The sequence below is a fragment of the Stenotrophomonas sp. JAG2 genome (assembly GCF_041080745.1).
Classification (GTDB): Bacteria; Pseudomonadota; Gammaproteobacteria; order Xanthomonadales; family Xanthomonadaceae; genus Stenotrophomonas; species Stenotrophomonas maltophilia_AA.
Map to the genome: position 1 here is coordinate 1 of NZ_JBEUMH010000007.1, position 18,299 is coordinate 18,299.

The 18,299-nt window shown below is 67.9% G+C and carries 15 protein-coding genes; 8 read left to right on the forward strand and 7 right to left on the reverse strand.

Annotation, left to right across the window (positions count from 1 at the left end; all coding sequences use genetic code 11):
* Positions 1–167: 167 nt before the first annotated feature.
* The 3 genes from AB9O74_RS10405 to rsgA all read right to left on the reverse strand — a co-directional run bounded on the left by AB9O74_RS10405 (position 168) and on the right by rsgA (position 5,016).
* Entirely contained in the window at positions 168–2,459 is a 2,292-nt protein-coding gene (locus AB9O74_RS10405; RefSeq protein WP_369349259.1) for a TonB-dependent receptor, read from the reverse strand.
* Positions 2,460–2,636: 177 nt separating this feature from the next.
* On the reverse strand, positions 2,637–3,890 hold the full coding sequence (locus tag AB9O74_RS10410; protein ID WP_176988243.1) for a flavohemoglobin expression-modulating QEGLA motif protein: 1,254 nt from the start codon (positions 3,888–3,890) through the stop codon (positions 2,637–2,639).
* 19 nt (positions 3,891–3,909) lie between these two features.
* Entirely contained in the window at positions 3,910–5,016 is a 1,107-nt protein-coding gene (gene rsgA / locus AB9O74_RS10415) for a ribosome small subunit-dependent GTPase A (protein WP_369349260.1), read from the reverse strand.
* 174 nt (positions 5,017–5,190) lie between these two features.
* Between rsgA and AB9O74_RS10420 the strand changes: the two genes are divergently transcribed.
* From AB9O74_RS10420 to AB9O74_RS10440, 5 genes are all read left to right on the forward strand, one after another.
* Entirely contained in the window at positions 5,191–6,465 is a 1,275-nt protein-coding gene (locus AB9O74_RS10420) for a pyridoxal phosphate-dependent aminotransferase (protein WP_369349261.1), read from the forward strand.
* Positions 6,465–7,085: an SGNH/GDSL hydrolase family protein gene (locus AB9O74_RS10425; protein WP_369349262.1), complete on the forward strand. Its 621-nt coding sequence runs from the start codon at positions 6,465–6,467 to the stop codon at positions 7,083–7,085. Before AB9O74_RS10420 ends, AB9O74_RS10425 begins: the two co-directional genes overlap by 1 nt.
* A gap of 17 nt (positions 7,086–7,102) precedes the next feature.
* The gene (locus tag AB9O74_RS10430) at positions 7,103–7,786 is read left to right on the forward strand and encodes a class I SAM-dependent methyltransferase (RefSeq protein ID WP_369349414.1); all 684 of its coding nucleotides are present in this window, start codon (positions 7,103–7,105) and stop codon (positions 7,784–7,786) included.
* A gap of 67 nt (positions 7,787–7,853) precedes the next feature.
* A complete protein-coding gene (locus AB9O74_RS10435) occupies positions 7,854–8,219 on the forward strand; it encodes a hypothetical protein (protein WP_369349263.1) in 366 nt (121 codons plus the stop codon).
* 34 nt (positions 8,220–8,253) lie between these two features.
* Positions 8,254–8,577 carry a hypothetical protein gene (locus tag AB9O74_RS10440; RefSeq protein WP_176988238.1) on the forward strand — a complete coding sequence of 108 codons (324 nt, stop codon included), beginning with the start codon at positions 8,254–8,256 and terminating at the stop codon, positions 8,575–8,577.
* Between the two features lie 30 nt (positions 8,578–8,607).
* Here the strand turns inward: AB9O74_RS10440 and AB9O74_RS10445 are convergent, their stop codons facing one another.
* Entirely contained in the window at positions 8,608–9,384 is a 777-nt protein-coding gene (locus AB9O74_RS10445) for a polysaccharide deacetylase family protein (protein WP_369349264.1), read from the reverse strand.
* A 58-nt stretch (positions 9,385–9,442) separates the two neighbouring features.
* Here AB9O74_RS10445 and grxD point away from each other — a divergent pair, with 58 nt between their 5' ends.
* A complete protein-coding gene (gene grxD / locus AB9O74_RS10450) occupies positions 9,443–10,369 on the forward strand; it encodes a Grx4 family monothiol glutaredoxin (RefSeq protein WP_369349265.1) in 927 nt (308 codons plus the stop codon).
* 72 nt (positions 10,370–10,441) lie between these two features.
* Here grxD and AB9O74_RS10455 read toward each other — a convergent pair whose 3' ends face one another.
* The 3 genes from AB9O74_RS10455 to AB9O74_RS10465 form a co-directional block, all read right to left on the reverse strand.
* A complete protein-coding gene (locus tag AB9O74_RS10455; protein WP_179460091.1) occupies positions 10,442–10,981 on the reverse strand; it encodes a DUF924 family protein in 540 nt (179 codons plus the stop codon).
* Positions 10,982–11,033: 52 nt separating this feature from the next.
* Positions 11,034–11,810, reverse strand: a complete 777-nt coding sequence (locus AB9O74_RS10460) for an AMP nucleosidase (protein ID WP_369349266.1) — start codon at positions 11,808–11,810, stop codon at positions 11,034–11,036.
* Between the two features lie 109 nt (positions 11,811–11,919).
* Entirely contained in the window at positions 11,920–15,339 is a 3,420-nt protein-coding gene (locus AB9O74_RS10465; protein ID WP_369349267.1) for an autotransporter domain-containing protein, read from the reverse strand.
* A 253-nt stretch (positions 15,340–15,592) separates the two neighbouring features.
* Here AB9O74_RS10465 and AB9O74_RS10470 point away from each other — a divergent pair, with 253 nt between their 5' ends.
* Together AB9O74_RS10470 and AB9O74_RS10475 are read left to right on the forward strand one after the other, a co-directional pair.
* Complete coding sequence (locus AB9O74_RS10470) at positions 15,593–16,999, forward strand: amidohydrolase (protein ID WP_346489655.1); 1,407 nt, start codon at positions 15,593–15,595, stop codon at positions 16,997–16,999.
* The gene (locus tag AB9O74_RS10475) at positions 16,996–18,276 is read left to right on the forward strand and encodes an amidohydrolase family protein (RefSeq protein WP_369349268.1); all 1,281 of its coding nucleotides are present in this window, start codon (positions 16,996–16,998) and stop codon (positions 18,274–18,276) included. Before AB9O74_RS10470 ends, AB9O74_RS10475 begins: the two co-directional genes overlap by 4 nt.
* Positions 18,277–18,299 lie beyond the last annotated feature (23 nt).

The window sequence follows — 18,299 nt, forward strand, 5'->3', positions numbered from 1 at the left end:
GGGTTGGCGGGACCGTTGTGCCGCATGGATGCGGCTCACGAGCCCCCATGGATGGGTTTACGGCGCGTCCCGCGAACCCACACACCCCGCGCCTGGCCAAGCCATCTGGGAGGCGTTGCGCCCACCGACCAACGGTCGGTGGCTACCCTTGCCCTTGCAGGTGGCGGTCAGAACTCCGCAGCGACCGTCATGAACAGCTGGCGCGGCGCGCTGGCGTGGATCGCGTAGCGGGTGCCGGTCGGATCGGTCGGGGCGAACGAACTGAGCTGGCCGGCGTAGCGCTTGTTGGTCAGGTTGGTCGCGTTGAGCGACACCTTGATATCGCGCAGGCCCATGCCCGGCCCGAACGAATACCCCATGCCCGCATCGAACGTCGTCACGCCCGGCACCGACTGGTCGTTGGTGTAGGTGTAGTAACGCTTGCCCGTGTACTTCGCGCGCAGGCTGGCGAAGAAGCCATCGCGGTTCCAGCTGATCTCACTGGAGGCCATGCGCTCGGGCGTGTCCACCGTGATCTTGCCGGCCACTGGCACGATCGCACCGCCCGAGGTGTAGTTGTCCTCGTAGGTGGTCTTGTTCCAGGAGAGCGCGTTGTACCACTGCAGGCCATCGATCGGCTTGAGGATGAAGGTCAGCTCCGCACCACGGCTCTTCACCGAACCCACGTTGATGAAGCGCGTGATGCACTCCGGGCGCGTGCCCACTTCGATGCTGGTGCACGGATTGAGCGAGAGCAGGCGATTGTCGAACATCACGTGGTAGGCCGCGATGGACGCCTGGTATTTCTCGCCGAAGGTGCGGAAGCCGGCTTCCAGCGTCTTCGACTTCTCCGGCTCCAGCCCGGCGCTGGCCGCGAAGGATTCCGGCGAGACCTGCAGCGGGCCACCGCTGCCGCCGCCGACGAAGGCAGCGATGTTCTCCGAGTACGAGGCGAACACTTCCTGGTTCGGGCTCAGCTTGAAGCCGATGCCCGCCTGCGGCAGCACCGATTCCTTGGCGGTCAGCGTGCCCGAGGCGTAGCTGGCTTCGGTACCCGGCTTGGCGTTGGCGGTCATGCGGGTATTCGGGCTCTTGATGCCCACGTCCACGGTCAGGCGGTCGTCCAGGAAGCGCATGCGGTCCTGCACGTAGAACTGGCGCGTGCGGATGTCGAAGTCCTGATCGAACAGGCGACGGTCCGGATGGTTGAGATAGCCATCATCGAGGAACGGACCGGTGATGTAGTAGAAGTTGCGCTCGACATTGTGGTCGTTGCGCTCGTACCACAGGCCGGCTTCCAGCGAATGGATGCCCCACTGCCAGCTCAGCGCGGCAGTGATGCCCTGGCGGTTGATGGTGTAGTTGGTGCTGCGGATCGAGATCGGCAGCATCTCCGCGGTGCCCGGGTTGGATGGCTGGCCCGGTGCCCACCAGTGGCCCTGGCCACGGTTCTCGTGATGGTAGCCGAGCAGCTTCAGGCGGGCGTTGTCGCCCAGCGCGAGGTCGGCATCCAGCGAGTACAGGTTGTCGTCGCGCAGTGCGCGGCTCTGGTAGTACGCATCGTCGATGCTGTTGACGCCACCGGTGAACGCACACTTCTGCGCGTTGTAGGTGCCCGGTGCACAGTAGGCGGCGGCGACCGCGCGGTCCCAGTCCGGGGCGTAGATGTTCCAGTCCCAGCCCAGGCCACGCGCGAGCATGCTCTTGGAGAGATAGGCGTAGTTGGCCTGGCTCACGCGCGAGGTGGCGGCAAAGGCACCGAAGCGATTGTCGCCGACGTTCCAGATCGCCTTGGCATTGAACTGGCGGGTGGTCTGGTTCTGGTTCGGCTCGGCCCACATGTCCGAATCCTGATGCACACCGGACACATACGCCGAGAAGCCGTTGAGGTCGCCGGTGTCCACCCGCAGGTAGCCGCGGCGCTGATTGTCGTCGCCGACGGTGACGCTGGCCTTGCCGCCGAACTCGGTGGACGGGTCCTGCGAGAAGTACTGGATGGTGCCGCCGAGGTTGCTGGTGGACGCCACGCCCAGCGAGCCGATGCCCTGCGACAGCTCGGCGCCGGCCAGGTTCTCGGCGATCAACGCGCGCGCGATGCTCAGGCCGTTGTAGTTGCCGTAGCTGTTGTCGCCCAGCGGGATGCCGTCCAGCGTATAGCCCAAGCGGCTCTTGTCGAAACCGCGCAGGCTGATCGTCTGCGATTCTTCATTGGCGCCGAAGGCATCGTTGGACTGCACGGAGACGCCCGGCAGCCGATCAAGAATCTTCTGGCCACTGGTACCCGGCGGCAGCACCTCCTTGTCCACTGCCGTGATGCGCTGCACCTGGCGGGTCTCGCCCTGGCCGATCACCGAAACGGTATCGAGTGTCTGCGCGCTGAGCGCGACATTGGCAGCGGCGGTGGCGTCTACATCGGCGGCGTGGGCGTTGGCGGCGCACAGCGCGAGCGCCACCGCGATCGTCAGGGGTCGGGTAAGCATGGTCGTCCGTTACATGGGGGAAGATGACCTGCGCAATGCAGGTGCATGACCAGCATGCGAGCGGAACATGAAAGGATGTTGACGGTAAGAGTGATCGCAGATGAATTGCGATGCAGTGCTCACGAACGCGTGGGATGCGCGCGGAGGGTGCGCGAGGCAGCCGGCCAGCGGCCGGCACTACTCGGGGGCGAGCTGATCCATGCGGATGCGGTTGGCGAACAGCGAGAACGCCAGCATGCCGGCCAGCCCATTCGCGCGGCTGACCCAGTGCGGCAGCCAGCGCGGCGGCCGCAGGATGCCCTCTTCGAACAGCGGCGCGAAAGCGATCGCATCGGTCAGCGACATCTTGCCGGCGAACAGCCAGCGACAGACCTGCAGGCGGTCTTCGGCCAGCATGTGCCGGAAGAAGGTATGCACCGAGACCAGCCCGCGCAGATACACGGTGTCCTTGGTGAAGGCGGCGCCGCCGCTCGGGGGGACGCCCCGGAACACGCGCTGGGCGGAGGCGAAGCTCTCTTCGTTGTTCTGCCCGGCATCGCAGAAATAGCGGAACACCTCGATGAAATCGGCACCCTCGCGTGCCATCGCGATGGCTTCGGTGCGCAGGCTGATGCGCTTGAGGCGCTCGATGTCGATGCTGCCGGTGATCTGCTCGGCGAACGTGGCCAGCCCTTCCTGGGTCGCGGTGACCCGCGGCGACGACAGCGCCAGGCTGGGCAGGTGGGGCTGTTCGCGGCCGTTGAGTGCGGTCAGTGAGTGGACCAGCGCCTCGTGGTGGAACAGCTGCGCGCGATCGTAGGCGCTGAAGCGGGCGCTGGTGCGCAGGCGGATCCGGTTGGGACCGGCGGCGGCCTTGGAGATCAGCTCCGGATCCAGCTGCACGGTGATGATGCGCGACTCGAAGAAGGCGTCCAGATCGCTCTGCAACTGCAGCTGCAGGGCCGTGGCCGAGACCGGCACCTGTTCTTCGGGCGCGAGCAGTTCGTGGTCCAGCTCCTGCGCGATCTGGATGAAGTGGCGGGCCGCATCGCGGGTGCTGGGGCCGTTGCCGGGCAGCGGCTGCTCGGGCGCGCCGAACAGCTCCACCGAGTAGCGGTCCACTTCGGCGGTTCCGAGCGATTCGAGCAGCCCGGCCGCCTGGTCCCAGCTGTGCGCCGAGCGCTGCACATACAGGCCGATGGGATGGTCGGGATCGCATTGGGCGCTGATCGCGGCCAGCCGATGGCGGGTATCGGCGAAATCGAGCCGGGGGTAGTCGACCTGCGGCAGGACCGGCTGGCCCCGGGCGACGCTGGCCAGGAACGGCGCCTGCAACGCGGCCGGCCAACTGGTCAGCCCGAGCAGTTTGATCCCGCCCACCGCCTCGACCAGTTGGGCATCGAGCGCGGTGTGGTGGGCAACGTCACGATCCACGGTCATTGGCGTGTCCATGGACGGACAGTAGCAAAAGCTATCGCCGGCCGCCCTTCCCGCCCGGGCGCCACTGGGCGCCCTTGCCGACGTGCTTGCGCTCGATGGCCTGCTGCGCCTGGCGCACGGCCAGCTTGGCGGCGGCCGCGGCGACCTCTTCCTTCAGCTTGAAGTAGTTGAGCAGACGCTCTTCATCCAGCGTGCCATCGTCGATGGCCGCGCGGATCGCACAGCCCGGCTCACGCTGGTGCGCGCAGTCGCGGAAACGGCATTGCGTTGACAGCGCTTCCACGTCGGAGAAACCGCCTTCGCTCAGGGCCTCTTCACCGGTCGGCTTCAGCTCGCGCATGCCGGGGGTGTCGATCAGGCAGGCGCCGGCCGGCAGCGGAATCAAGGCACGATGGGTGGTGGTGTGGCGGCCGCGCGAGTCGTTGACGCGCACATCCGCGGTCTTCATGCGCTCGTGGCCGAGCAGCGTATTGGTCAGGGTCGACTTGCCGGCACCGGACGAACCGACCAGCACCACGGTCTGGCCGGCGGCGAGCCACGGCAGCAGGGCCGAGGCGCTGGCCGGGTCCTTGCCGTTGATCGCCAGCAGCGGAATGTTCTGCGCCGCCAGTTCTTCCAGCACATCCAGGGCGTCCTGGCTGTATTCGGTCTGGTCGGCCTTGGTCAGCACCACCACCGGCTGTGCACCGCCCCCGCCGACCAGCAGCAGGTAGCGCTCGATCCGGCGCGGGTTGAAGTCGGCATCCAGGCCACAGACGATGAACACCGTATCGATGTTGGCCGCGATCACCTGCTGGTGGTAATGCTCGCCGGCGGCGCCACGCTTGATGGCGGTGCGCCGCGGCAGCAGGGCGACGATCTTGATGCCGTCCAGCAGCACCCAGTCGCCGACCGCCGCGCGCTCGTGGCTGGGGAAGCGCGGCCGCTGCCACTCCGGCGGGGATTCGGTCTTGATCGCCGCTTCCGGCGCATCGGAGACGATGTACCCGGTGCGATGCTGCTCGATCACCCGGCCGGGGCGCGCCTGCGGGAACTGTTCGAACATGGCCTGCCAGGCCGGCAGCTCCGGGCCGCCCGGCCAGGGCCAGCCAATGGTCTGCAGGGCAAGGTAATCAGTGGGTTCGCTCATCGTGCCCATTCTAAAGGGTGTGGCGCCCGGCCGTCGCCGCACAGGCCGACGCCGGTCCGTACCCGCGGAAATCCTTTCATCTGCAACTGCCTTGCAGGGCCGGGCATTCGGCCGGAAACGCTTGCCCTGCAACGCAACAATTCCGCTACCATGCGGTTTCCATGCCTGAATGACGGCCCGTTCATGTCCACGCCCCCGCTGAAGCCGCTCGCCACCCGCGAGCGCCTGTCCGAAGTCCGCTACGAGATCCGGGGCGAACTGGCGCGACGAGCGCGGGAGCTGGAAGCCCAGGGCCGCAAGCTGATCAAGCTCAACATCGGCAACCCGGGCAACTTCGGGTTCCGTGCGCCGGAGCACCTGCAGCGCGCGATCGCCGACGACATGGGCCGCACCGATCCGTATACCCACCAGCAGGGCCTGCCGGAGGCGCGCGAAGCCATCGCCGCCGCCTACGCCCGGCGCGGCGCACCCGATGCGCACCCGGACCGGGTATTCATCGGCAATGGCGTGAGCGAGCTGATCGACCTGTCGCTGCGCGCCCTGCTCAACCCGGGCGACGAAGTGCTGGTGCCCTCACCCGACTATCCGTTGTGGTCGGCCGCGACCATCCTCAACGATGGTCGCCCGGTGTATTACCGCTGCGCGCCGGAGAACGGCTTCCAGCCCGACCCGGTCGAGATCGAGGCCCTGGTCTCCTCGCGCACCCGCGCGATCGTGCTGATCAACCCGAACAATCCCAGCGGCGCCAGCTACTCGCGCGAGCTGCTGGAACGGATCGTCGCCATCGCAGCCAAGCACAACCTGCTGCTGATGGTGGATGAGATCTACGACCAGATCCTCTACGACGACGCGCAGTTCCATGCCGTCGCGCCGCTGGCCGGCGACCATCCGTGCATTACCTTCAGCGGCCTGAGCAAGGTGCATCGCGCCTGCGGCTGGCGCGTGGGCTGGGCGATGCTGTCCGGCGCGAGCGAGCGGCTGGGCGAGTTCCGCGCGGCGATGGACCTGCTCAGTGCGCTGCGCCTGTGCGCCAACGTGCCGGGCCAGTACGCCATCGATGCCGCCGTGAACGGGCCGGACACCATCTCGCCGCTGTGCGCACCGGGTGGCCGCCTGTACGAAACCCGCCGCGCGGTGATCGAGGCCTGCAACGCCAGCGAGCATCTGTCGCTGGTGGCACCGGCCGGCGCGCTGTACGCGTTCCCGGCGGTGGTCGGGGCCGCTGCCCGCAGCTTCGATGACCATGATTTCGCGCTGGAGCTGATGAATGAGGAAGGCGTGCTGGTGGTGCCGGGCTCGAGCTTCAACGTGCCTTACCGCCACCACTTCCGCGTCACCCTGCTGCCCGAGCCGGACGTGATGCGCGATGTGTTCGGCCGCATCGACCGTGCCCTGGCACGCCGCGCCGAAGCCAATACCAAGGTGGTCCCGATCAAGCCGCGCAGCGCGGTCGCCTGATGGGCCTGCCGTATCTGGCCCTGGGCGATTCCTACACGATCGGTGAAGGCGTTGACCCCGCCGGGCGCTGGCCGATGCAGCTGGCCGCGGCCCTGCGCGATATCGGCGTGGCGCTGGACGATCCAACGATCATCGCCACCACCGGCTGGACCACGGATGAGCTGGAGGCCGGCATCGATGCGGACCCACCACAGGGTCCGTTCGATCTGGTGAGCCTTCTGATCGGGGTCAACGATCAATACCGTGGGCGCAGCGTGGCGGAGTACCGCCCGCGCTTCACCGCCCTGCTGCAGCGCGCGCTCGCCTTCGCCGGCGACCGTGCACCGCGCGTGCTGGTGCTGTCGATCCCGGATTGGGGCGTGTCCCCGTACGCCGAGGCGTCCGGCCGCGACCGCGGGCAGATCGGTCATGAGCTGGATGCCTACAACGCTGCCGCCGCGGCGATCTGTGCCGAGCATGACGTGGCCTTCGTCGACATCACCGACCTGAGCCGCCAATGGGGCGGCGAGACCGTCATGCTGGCCGAGGATGGCCTGCATCCGTCCGCCGCCATGTACACGCTGTGGCACCAGCGCGCGTTCGAAGTGACGCGCGTGCTGTGGGCGGAGCCGACCCGCTGAGCGAGGCCACGCTGCCGCTGGCCAGGGAGCAGGCCCGCCGGATCGCCACGGCGTTCCTGCCGGCGCAGCGGCTCGGCAACCGTCGCGACTATTACTACAGCCGCGGCAAACTCGGCAGCGATCCGCTGTATCCCGGCGTGCTCGCCGCGCTTGACGAGGCGCCTGCCCTCCCGTTGCTGGATATCGGCTGCGGCCTGGGCCTGCTGGCCCACGTGCTGCGCCAGCACGGCAGCGCACTGGCGTACCACGGGCTGGACATCGACGCCGACAAGATCGTGCGGGCCGAGCGCGCCAGCACGCGCGCCGGGTTGTCGCAGGCCACGTTCACCTGCGTGGATGTCAGTGCCACCCTGCCCGCCCACCATGGCAACGTCGCCCTGCTCGACGTGCTGCAGTACCTGCCCGCAGCCGCACAGACGCAGTTGCTGAACGCCGCCGCCACGCGCCTGGCCCCCGGCGCGCGGCTGGTGATCCGAACCACGCTCGCCGACCACAGCGGCCGCGACCGCACCACGCGGATCACCGACATGCTTGCGCACCTGGTCGGCTGGATGGGCACGCGCCCCTGTCACTACCCGGACGCCGCGAGCCTGCGCGCGCCACTGGACGCGGCCGGGCTGCACCTGCGGATGACGCCGCTGTACGGCAACACGCCCTTCAACAACTGGCTGATTGTCGGCGTGCGCCCCACGGCCGCCTAGCCGCCACGACTCGCGCCGCCGGCCGCACGCGCGCATACTCGCGCCCCCCTTCCGGCAAGGAGCCCCCATGCCCCGACAGACCCGACATTCCGCGCTGGGCATCGCCGCGCTGATCGTCAGCGCCTGCGGCCTGGTGATGCTGCTGCTGAGCATGCATTACGCGCATGCGCCCGAACACGCGGCCATGCGCGAGCTGCCGTGGTCGCTGGCCGCGCTGCTCGGCAGCAGTGTTGGCTTGGCGATCCTCGCCCTGCTGCTCGGCCTGGGCAGCGTGCTGCAGCCGCGTCGGCGCCGCCTGTTCGGGATCATCGCGCTGCTGGTGACGCTGGGCGTGCTGATCGCGCAGCTGTCGCTCGGCGGCTGGATCCGCGACCAGTGGCATGCCTCGCATCCGCCGTCGGACGCTGCGGCCGCGCAGCCCCTCGCCCCCTGACCCCTCCGTTTCACCGCATCGACAAGGAGCCCTGATGCACACCCCTCACTCCGGCATGGGTATTGCCGCGTTCATCACCGCCCTGTGCGGCGCCGTGCTGATGCTGGGCCTGATCGTCATCGCCGGCATCATCGAGACCACCACGCCAGGCGGCATGGAGGAGACCTCGATGTCGGCGATCCTGGTCGGGCTTGGCCTGATGTGTACCGCCCTGATGCAGCTGGTGGCCTTCGGCCTGGGCGTTGCCGGCGCATTGCAGACGGGCCGCCGCCGCGTGTTCGCGATCCTCGGCCTGGTGATCTCGGTCGGCAGCATGCTCGGGGTCGTCCTGCTGATGATCATCGGTTCCCTGAGCTGAGCCCGGCCTGCGCCGGCCGACGGCCGGGCGTCAGTCCGGCAGACCCGCGTGCAGCCCGCGCGCCTGCACCGCCTGCAGTACCGCTTCGATGATGGCGAGGTTGTGGCCATGCGCCGCGCCCTCATGCAGCAGCACGATGCTGCCTGGCGCCAGGTCACGCGTGATCCGCTCGACCACCTGCTCGGGTCTGCACTCCACCCCGTCGAAGCCACGCGCGCTCCAGCCGACCCGGGTCAGCTGCCACTGCTTCAACGCGGGGGCCACGAACGGGTTGGTCATCCCGACCACCGAACGGTACCAGCGTGGCGGGGTACCCGCGATCGCGGTGAGGGCCTGCTGGCACTGTGTGATCTCGGCCGCCATCGCCTGCCGCCCGAGCCGCCAGAAGCGGGTCTGCGGGTGGCGGTGGCTGTGGTTGCCCAGGCTGTGCCCGCGGGCCAGCATCGCCTGCACCAGCTCCGGCCGCGCCTGCGCGCGTTCACCGACCAGGAAAAAGGTCGCCTTGGCCTCGTAGCGGTCCAGCAGGTCGAGCACCGCCGGGGTCTCGGCCGAGGGGCCGTCATCGATGGTCAGCCAGACCTTGCGGGCGTCGCCGGGCAGGCGGCTGAGCACCGGGGCATAGAAGCGGCTGTTGGGCAGGAATACCGGCACCATGAACAGGGCGTGGGTCGCCACCATCAACGGCAGGCCGTAGCGCCAGCCCCAACCGACCCAGACCAGCACCACCAGCAGCTGCGACAGCACCAGCCACGGCAGCCAGCGCCAGGGGCGCCGGGGAATGCGATACAACGTTTCCGGTACGGTCATGCCCCATGATGCCATGCCGCGTAGAATACGCGGTTCGCATATCCGGACCCCGACCGCCATGTCCCTTGAACCCGCCCTGCGCTCGCGCATCGAATCCATTCTCAACGCCAACCGCGTCGTGCTGTTCATGAAGGGTCAGCCGAGCATGCCGCAGTGCGGTTTCTCGGCCAAGGCCGTCGGCGCCCTGCAGGACCTCGGCGTGGAGTTCGACCACGTCAACGTGCTGGCCGACGCGGAAATCCGCGAAGGCATCAAGGCCTACGGCGAGTGGCCGACCATCCCGCAGCTGTACATCGACGGCGAGCTGGTCGGCGGCAGCGACATCATCCTGCAGATGGCCGGCAACGGTGAACTGAGCAGCGTGCTCGGCCTGGCCGCGCCGGACCGCACCCCGCCGCGCATCACCGTGACCCCGGCCGCCGTGGAAATGCTGCGTGGCGCGCTGGCCGATTCCCCGGGTGCCTCGCTGCAGCTGGGCATCGACGCGCGCTTCCAGCCGAACTTCCAGCTCGCCCCGCACGACGACAACGCGATCGCCGCCGAGTCCAACGGCCTGCGCGTGCAGTTCGACCTGGCCAGCGCGCGCCGCGCCGAAGGCATCACCATCGACTGGGTCGACGACATCCGCGGCAAGGGCCTGGCGATCGACAACCCGAACGCGCCGAAGGCCGTTCAGGAACTGAGCGTGCGCGACGCCGACGACCAGCTGCGTGCCGGCAGCATCACCGTGGTCGACGTGCGCCCGGCCGACGAGCGTGCGATCGCGGCGATCAACGCCCCGTTCGAGACCTTCGACGGCGACAACCGCGCCCGTCTGGAAGCCCTGCCCAAGGACACCGCGCTGGCCTTCCTGTGCCACCACGGCGGCCGCAGCGCGCAGGCCGCCGAGCAGTTCCGCGCCTTGGGCTTCACCAAGGTCTCCAACATCACCGGCGGCATCGATGCCTGGTCGAACGATGTGGACAACGGCGTGCCGAAGTACTGATCTTCGGCGCGTTGCGGGACAAGAAAAACGCCGGCATTGCCGGCGTTTTTTTGTTGGTGGCAGCGGGGGCGTTCATCCCGCAAACCCACCTTCGGCCAGGTAATCCAGCTCCTCCGGCGTCGGCATCCGCCCCAGCACCGCGTTGCGGTGCGGGAAGCGGCCGAAGCGCCGGATGATGTCGCGGTGCAGCTCTGCGTACTGCAGGTATTCCTTGTCGCCCAGCGCATCGAACATCGCCACCGAGCGCTCCTGGTCCTGCGGGTCCTCGGAGTGCTCGAACGGCAGGTAGATGAAAGCCCGCAGCTTGGGTACCAGCTGCAGGTCCAGGCCCTCCTCCACCGCACGCATGGCGTAGTGACGCGCCAGGCCATCGGTGGCGTAGGAATGCGCCGTCTCGCGGAAGCAGTTGCGCGGGAACTGATCGAGCAGGATCATCAGCGCCAGCGCGCCATCGGCACTGCTGAGCCAGTGCTCGCGCGCGCGGCGGGCGGCGGCGAAATGCTCTTCCTGGAACTGCTGGCGAAACCGCGCATCGAACGCGTCATCGCGCGCGAACCACTGCTGCGGTCCGGCGTCGCGCCAGAATTCCACTACTTGTGCCGCCACGTCCATTCACTACCCCTGTGGATGGCACGCCCCAAGACGTCCATCCGTTCCATTGCCGTTACTCGTCAAAACGCAGGTGGCGGACCGACTTGCCGTTGCGCCGTATCAGCTTAAGCGCCTCGATACCAATCTGGATATGGTTCTCGACGAACTGGGAGCTGACCTTGGCATCGGAGACCTCGGTCTTCACGCCGTCGGGAATCATCGGCTGGTCGGACACCAACAGCAAGGCCCCGATCGGGATATGGTTCGCGAAACCGGCCGCGAACAGGGTCGCCGTCTCCATGTCGATGGCCATGCAGCGCATCACCCGCAGCTTTTCCTTGAAGGGCTCGTCGTGCTCCCAGACGCGGCGGTTGGTGGTGTAGACGGTGCCGGTCCAGTAGTCGTGGCCGAGATCGCGGACCATGGTCGAGACCGCCCGCTGCAGGGCAAAGGCCGGCAGGGCCGGGACTTCCGGCGGCAGGTAGTCGCTGGAGGTGCCCTCGCCGCGGATCGCGGCGATCGGCAGGATCAGGTCGCCCAGCTGGTTCTTGCGCTTGAGCCCCCCGCACTTGCCCAGGAACAGCACCGCCTTGGGCATCACCGCCGACAGCAGGTCCATGATGATCGCCGCGTTCGGGCTGCCCATGCCGAAGTTGATCAGGGTGATGTCATCGCTGGTGACGCTGGCCATCGGCCGGTCCGCGCCCTGGATGGGCGCCCCGGTGAGCTGGGAAAACGTCTGCAGGTAGCCACCGAAATTGGTCAGCAGGATGTGCTGGCCGAACTGCTCCAAGGGGACGCCGGTGTAACGCGGCAGCCAGTTTTCTACGATGTCCTGTTTGGTTTTCATGGGGGATTGCCCGCGGTCGTGCTGATGCTGCAATTTTGAGCGAGATCAACGAATACGCAAGAAAAAGGCGGCCAGTGGCCGCCTTTTTCGGTTTACCGGTACCGCTGGATCAGAACTGCACGGACCAGCGCGCGGTGACGCTGCGGTCACGGGCGTCATCACCGAAGGTGCCGTTGTAGCCCAGCTCCAGCTGGTTGCGCGGGCTCAACCAGGCCGACAGGCCCAGCTCGGCGACCACGGCGTTGTCGGCGATCGCCGCACCGCTGACCGCGAAGCTGCTGCCACCGGTCCAGGCCAGATCGGCGACCTGGCTGCGGTCGCCCGAGGCACGGCGGTAGCCGACGCCACCGCGGACATGCAGCCAGCTTTCCTGCTGCCACGAGGTCTTCAGGCCCTTGTCGAACCGAACGCCGGCGGTCGCCACGTTGGTGCGGGTGTCGGCGACCTGGCCGTTCAGTGCAGCAGCGCCGCCCTGTTCGGTGATCCCGTCCACGTCCACTTCAACGCGCGCGAACTGCAGGTACGGCTCCAGGCCACCTTCGCGACCACCGAAGCGGTACGCGCCTTCAATGAAGCCCTGGCGGGTGGTGGCGTCGTACTTGGCCGACAGCGCGTCCTGGTAGCCGGCGAACGTCAGCTGACGCTTGCTGTCCACGTCATGGCGGGAGTAACCCAGGCCGGCGCGCAGGCCGAACGCCCCCCACTGGTTGCCCACGTAGGCACCGAAGTGGGTGTTGTCGATCTCCGAACGGGCGCCGCGACCGGCCGCCTGCTTGATGTCGGTCCGGCCGGTACCGACCAGCCCACCGACCTGCCAACCGCCACCGAACACATGATCGGCACCGACCAGCAGACCATTGCTGTTGGAATCGGTGCGCGCGGCATTGGCATCGCCGTCGAGCTTGCCGCTGCCACCGATCGCCTGCACCCACGCGCCGCCACCGGCCGCCTCATCAGCGGCCCCCGGCGAACGCACGCCCACGGCACGGCTCAGCGCCGCATCACGCAGGTAACGGCTGCTTTCCACCAGCGCCATCGGCGTGGCGGCATGGATTTCACCACTCAGCGCGTCCAGTGCCGCACCGACCTGGGCCGGGAACAGCTGGGTCAGCGGCTTGGGCAGGCCCTGGTTGATGGCCAGGCCATCGGCGCTGGTGGCCACGGCGATCTGGTTCGGCGTGACCGCGGCGCTGGCCAGCGCGTTGCCGCGGGCGACGTCGATGCGCACGCCATTGGCGCTGTAGCCCAGGCTGAACGTCAGGAACGGCGAGAAGGCCGAGAAGTCGGTGGTGGCGAACTGCCCGTTGACGCCACCGGCAGCCTGAAGGAAGTTGAACTGCTCACCAAGGTAGTACACGCCGGCTTCCGGCAGTGCCTTCAGGGTGCCATCCAGCGTGGCCGTACCGGTGACGCGCAGCAGATCGCTGCGGCTGCCCGGGGCCAGCTCGGCCTGGTAGATGCCGCTGGCGGTCTGCACGTAATCGCCGTTGATGGTCAACGTGCCGATCGAGTTGCCCGGCGCGATGATGCCCTCGACGCGGGTGCTGCCCAGCGTGCCCACGCCCTTCAGCGTGCCCTTGGCGCCGACCACGGTCGAGCCGCCCTGCTGCACGCCGTTGAACGACACCACGCCGCCGGTCACGTTCAGCGCCGAGCCATCCAGCACACCCGTGCTGGTGATCAGGCTGGTACCGCCAAGGCTGTTGAGCGTGGTGGAGACCAGGCTGCCGTTGAGCAGGAACCGCCCACCCTGCACATCCACCGACGAAGTCAGCGCGTTGGCGCCGTCCAGTTCGAGCACGCCGTCGCGCACGATGGCGCCGTTGAAGCTGTTGTCGCCGCTCAGACGCAGCCAGCCGATACCGGACTTGGTCAGCTTGCCCGGGCCGCCGATGTCATTGGTCCAGTCGTCCCACGCATCGCCTTCCCACACCTTCAAGCCACCGGCCTTCTGGTTCATGACCACGTCGGTGTCGACGCGCAGCATGCCGTAGCCTTCGATGGCATCGGCCAGGTTCATCAGTCCCCAGCCGTACACTTCGTCGATGCCGGGTGCACCGAGGTCGGTTGCGGTCGTCAGCAGGACGTCGCGGACCTGGGCGTTGTCCAGGTACGGGAAGCGCTCGAACAGTAAACCGAGCGCGCCGGTGACATGGGGGGCTGCCATTGAGGTGCCGCTCAGATCGTCGTAGCCATAGGTCGGCGTCTGGCCGTTGATCTCAACGACCAAATTGCCGTTGTCATCGTAGAAGTCAGCATCGATCTGCGAGTCGGCACCATAGACCGTCGAGGTAATAACCGAACCTGGCGCCGCCAGACACCAGTTGGCCGTCTGGCCGCACCGCATGGAGCGGTTACTCAGTTCGCTGCTCTGGTTAACGTTGACTACGGCCAGCCAGTACGGCTCGATATCGGCAACGGCGCGCGGCAACGAGGCGTACATGCCGGCGATCGGCGCCGCTTCCGGCGACGGGTTGGGTGCATCCGTGTTGCCGGCAGCCCATACCTGGATCAGACCGCTGCTGCGTGAGCCGTCAACCATGGCAGCCAACTGGTTCTCGAACACCGGGTGGGACAGGTAGAAGTCGAGGTCTTCGAGGGTGTCCGGCTCGCTGCTCAGGCCCCAACTGTGGTTGACCGCGCGCGCACCGTGCTCGTTCAGTTGCGCGTACAACTGCGGGAACACCGAATCGGACGCGCCGATCGCTGCCACGGTCTGAGTCGATACATACGCGCCCTGCGGCGTACGGACCACGCTCAGGTACACGGCACTGTTGGCGAACAGGCGCGCCACACTCAGATCGGCGCCGAAGGCCACGCCATGTGTGCCATTGCCGTCGCGATTGGCTGCGATGGTGCCGGAAACGTGGGTGCCATGAATCTCGTAGCTCGCCCCTTCGTAGATACCATTGCGATTGAGCAGCGCCGCTTCGACCGGATCCAGGAAGTTGTACGTCACAGCGACCTGGTTGCCATCACTGACGAAGCAGGCGTCGGGGCCGCTCAGTACTTCGCGGGAGCACAGGCTGCCATCGGGCAGCACATCGGCCAGATGGATGCTGCGGTGATCCTTGCCGGCGAACTCGTCGTGCGCAAGACCGGTGCCGGAATCGAAGACGCCCAGGCGGATGCCCTTGCCGGTCAGGCCGCGCGCATACGCAGCGTCGGCGTTGATGGCTTCCAGACCCCAATCGGCCTTGAACTCATCACTGCGCCAGCTTTCCAGGTCACCCGGCTCACCCATGATCGGACCATCGGGACCGGCGCTGGGACGAACGTTGGCGAGGACTGCGGCAGGGCCAGCTGTCGAGATCGCAAAGCTGGCCGCCAGCGAGGCGGTCTGCAGATCACGGCCGAACGCGGCGGACTGTTCGGTGCGCTGCTGCTGGTAACGCTGCAGGGCATCGCTGGTAGGAGTGGCCAGCGCCGGAACGGCGATGGCGGCAAGCAGGGTGCCGGTGATGGCCGAGGCCAGCAGGGACGGCGCGAGGCGACGGGAGGTCGCGTGGTACTTCGAGTGCAGGGTCATGTACGGAGAACTTCCTTGATCTGGTTCGTGTTTCGGCATGAGGGGCAAGGTGCTGACATGACATGTCCGACCGACTATCGGCCGCTCCAAGGCCCCGCCTGAGCCTACCCGAAAAATTCATGAAAAGTTCACAATCGTTTCTCATAACAATGCTAGGTCTCATTTGCTAAGACTATGCAAAAGGTCACTTGGCAACCCGGCCCTCTCCCGGCTAGCGTCGAGGAATTGTGTCCATGCCGCATCGGGGAGAACCATGCAGAAGTTGTTGAGCGTCGGCGTTGGCCTGGCGTTGATGTCGATCGTGTCCGGGCCGGCGCCTGCCGCCTCCCGTTTCGTCCAGGATCCCTATCCCAGTACGTACGCGCCGATCGTTTCGGCCCCGGTGTTGATCCGCAATGCCACGGTGCTCACCGGCACCGGCGTGCGCATGGACAACGCCGATGTCCTGCTGCAGGACGGCCGCATCGCGGCCGTCGGCACCGGCCTGAGTGCGCCGGCCGATGCGGTCCGCGTCGACGGCCAGGGCAAGTGGGTCACCCCCGGCATCATCGATGTGCACTCGCACCTGGGCGTGTATCCCAGCCCGGGCGTGAGCGCGCACAGCGACGGCAACGAGATGACCGCGCCGGTCACCGCCAACGTCTGGGCCGAACACTCGGTGTGGCCGCAGGACCCGGGGTTCGCTGCGGCACTGGCCGGTGGAGTGACCTCGATGCAGGTTCTGCCCGGCTCGGCCAACCTGGTCGGCGGCCGCGGCGTGACCTTGAAGAACGTGCCCGCCACCACTTACCAGGCGATGAAGTTCCCCGGCGCGCCGTGGGGCCTGAAGATGGCCTGCGGCGAGAATCCCAAGCGCGTCTACGGCGGCAAGGGTACCGCGCCGGGCACGCGCATGGGCAATGTCGCCGGCTACCGCGCGGCCTTCATCGATGCCAGCGAGTACATCGCCAAGAACACGCCGAAGCAGCCGAAGAAGAAGCGCTGGTTCAGTGGCGATGACAAGGGCGACAGCGCCGGCGACAGCGGCGGCAAGCGCGATCTGAAGCTGGACACGCTGGCCGGTGCCATCCAGGGCGACATCCGCGTGCACATCCACTGCTACCGCGCCGATGAAATGGCCACGATGCTGGATCTGTCCAGGGAATTCGGCTTCAAGATCGCCGCCTTCCACCACGCGGTGGAGGCCTACAAGCTGGCCGACCGGCTCGCCGAGGAAGGCGTGTGCGGGGCGCTGTGGGCCGACTGGTGGGGTTTCAAGATGGAGGCCTTCGATGGCATCCAGGAGAACATCGCCCTGGTCGATCGCCCGGCCAACAGCTGCGCGATCGTGCATTCGGATTCGCCCGAAGGCATCCAGCGCTTGAACCAGGAAGCCGCCAAGGTGATCGCCAACGCACGCCGCGCCGGGATCGAGATCGCACCGGAGCGGGCCATGATGTGGCTCACCTCCAACGCGGCGCGCTCGCTGGGCGTGGAGAAGCAGACCGGCAGCCTGGAGGCGGGCAAGATGGGCGACGTGGTGGTCTGGAACGGCAGCCCCTTCAGTTCGTATGCGCTGGCCGAGAAGGTCTACGTCGATGGCCACCAGGTCTATGACCGCGAGGACGTGAGGCGGCAGCCGCTGTCGGACTTCATGCTCGGCCAGGAGGCACGCCCATGAGCCGCCGCGTCTCGATCCGCCTGCTTCCGCGGGCCCTGCTGTTGATCGCCGGTGCCTGCGTGGCACCTGCGGTGTTCGCGCAGGACCTGCTGATCCGCAATGCCACCGTACACACCGCCGCCGCACGCGGCAGCCTGGAACACAGCGATGTGCTGGTCCAGGGCGGCGTGATCCGCGCGGTCGGCCCGGGCCTGTCGGCGCCGGCCGGTGTGGCCGTGGTCGACGCCGCGGGCAAGCCGCTGACCCCGGCGCTGTTCGGCGGCATCACCGACATTGGCATCGAGGAAGTCTCCGGGGAATCGGCCACGGTGGACAGCACGCTCAAGCTGGAAGACCAGCCGCTGCGCCCGGAGTTCGACGTCACCCTGGCCTTCAATCCGGACTCGGTGCTGATCCCGGTCGCGCGGCTGGATGGCATCGGCTTCACCCTGCTCGGGGCCAACACGGGCGGTGGTTTCATCGCCGGCCAAGGGGGCGTGATGCGGCTGGACGGCAGCGCCGATCCGGTCGGCCCGCAGGCGTTGTTCATCCGTCTCGGCGCGTCCGGCGCGGAGCTCACCGGCACTTCGCGCGCCGCGCAGTGGATGCTGCTGGAACAGATGGTCAGCGAGGCGCGCGGGCGCGTCCCGGCCGACTCGCCGCATGCCCTGCTGACGCCCGCCGGACGCGCCACGCTGGCGCGCTACCTGGCCGGCCAGGGCCGGATCGTGGTGCAGGTCGACCGCGCCGCGGACATCCGCCAGCTGCTGCGCTGGGCCGCGCGTGAGAAGGTCAGGATTGCCATCGCCGGCGGTGCCGAAGCCTGGCGCCTGGCCCCGCAGCTGGCCCAGGCCGGCGTGCCGGTGTTCGTCGATGGGCTGGGCAACCTGCCGAGCAGCTTCGACCAGCTCGGCGCGACCCTGCAGAACGCCGCGCGGCTGAAGGCAGCCGGCGTACCGGTCAGCTTCGCCCAGCGCGACGATGCCTCGCACAACGCGCGCAAGATGCGCCAGCTGGCCGGCAATGCGGTGGCCAACGGGCTGCCCTGGGACGATGGCCTGGCTGGCCTGACCCGGGTCCCGGCCCAGGCGCTGGGCGTCGGCGACCGTCTCGGCACCATCGAGCCGGGCAAGCTGGCCGACCTGGTGCTGTGGGAGGGGGATCCGCTGGATGTCGCTCACTACGCCGAGCAGGTCTGGCTGGGCGGCCGCGCGATGCCGATGCGTTCGCGCCAGACCGACCTGCGCGACCGCTACCAGGCGCCAGCCTCCGCCGAACCGCGCGCATACTCGCGCTGAGCCCCTGCACAGGGCCGCTGCCT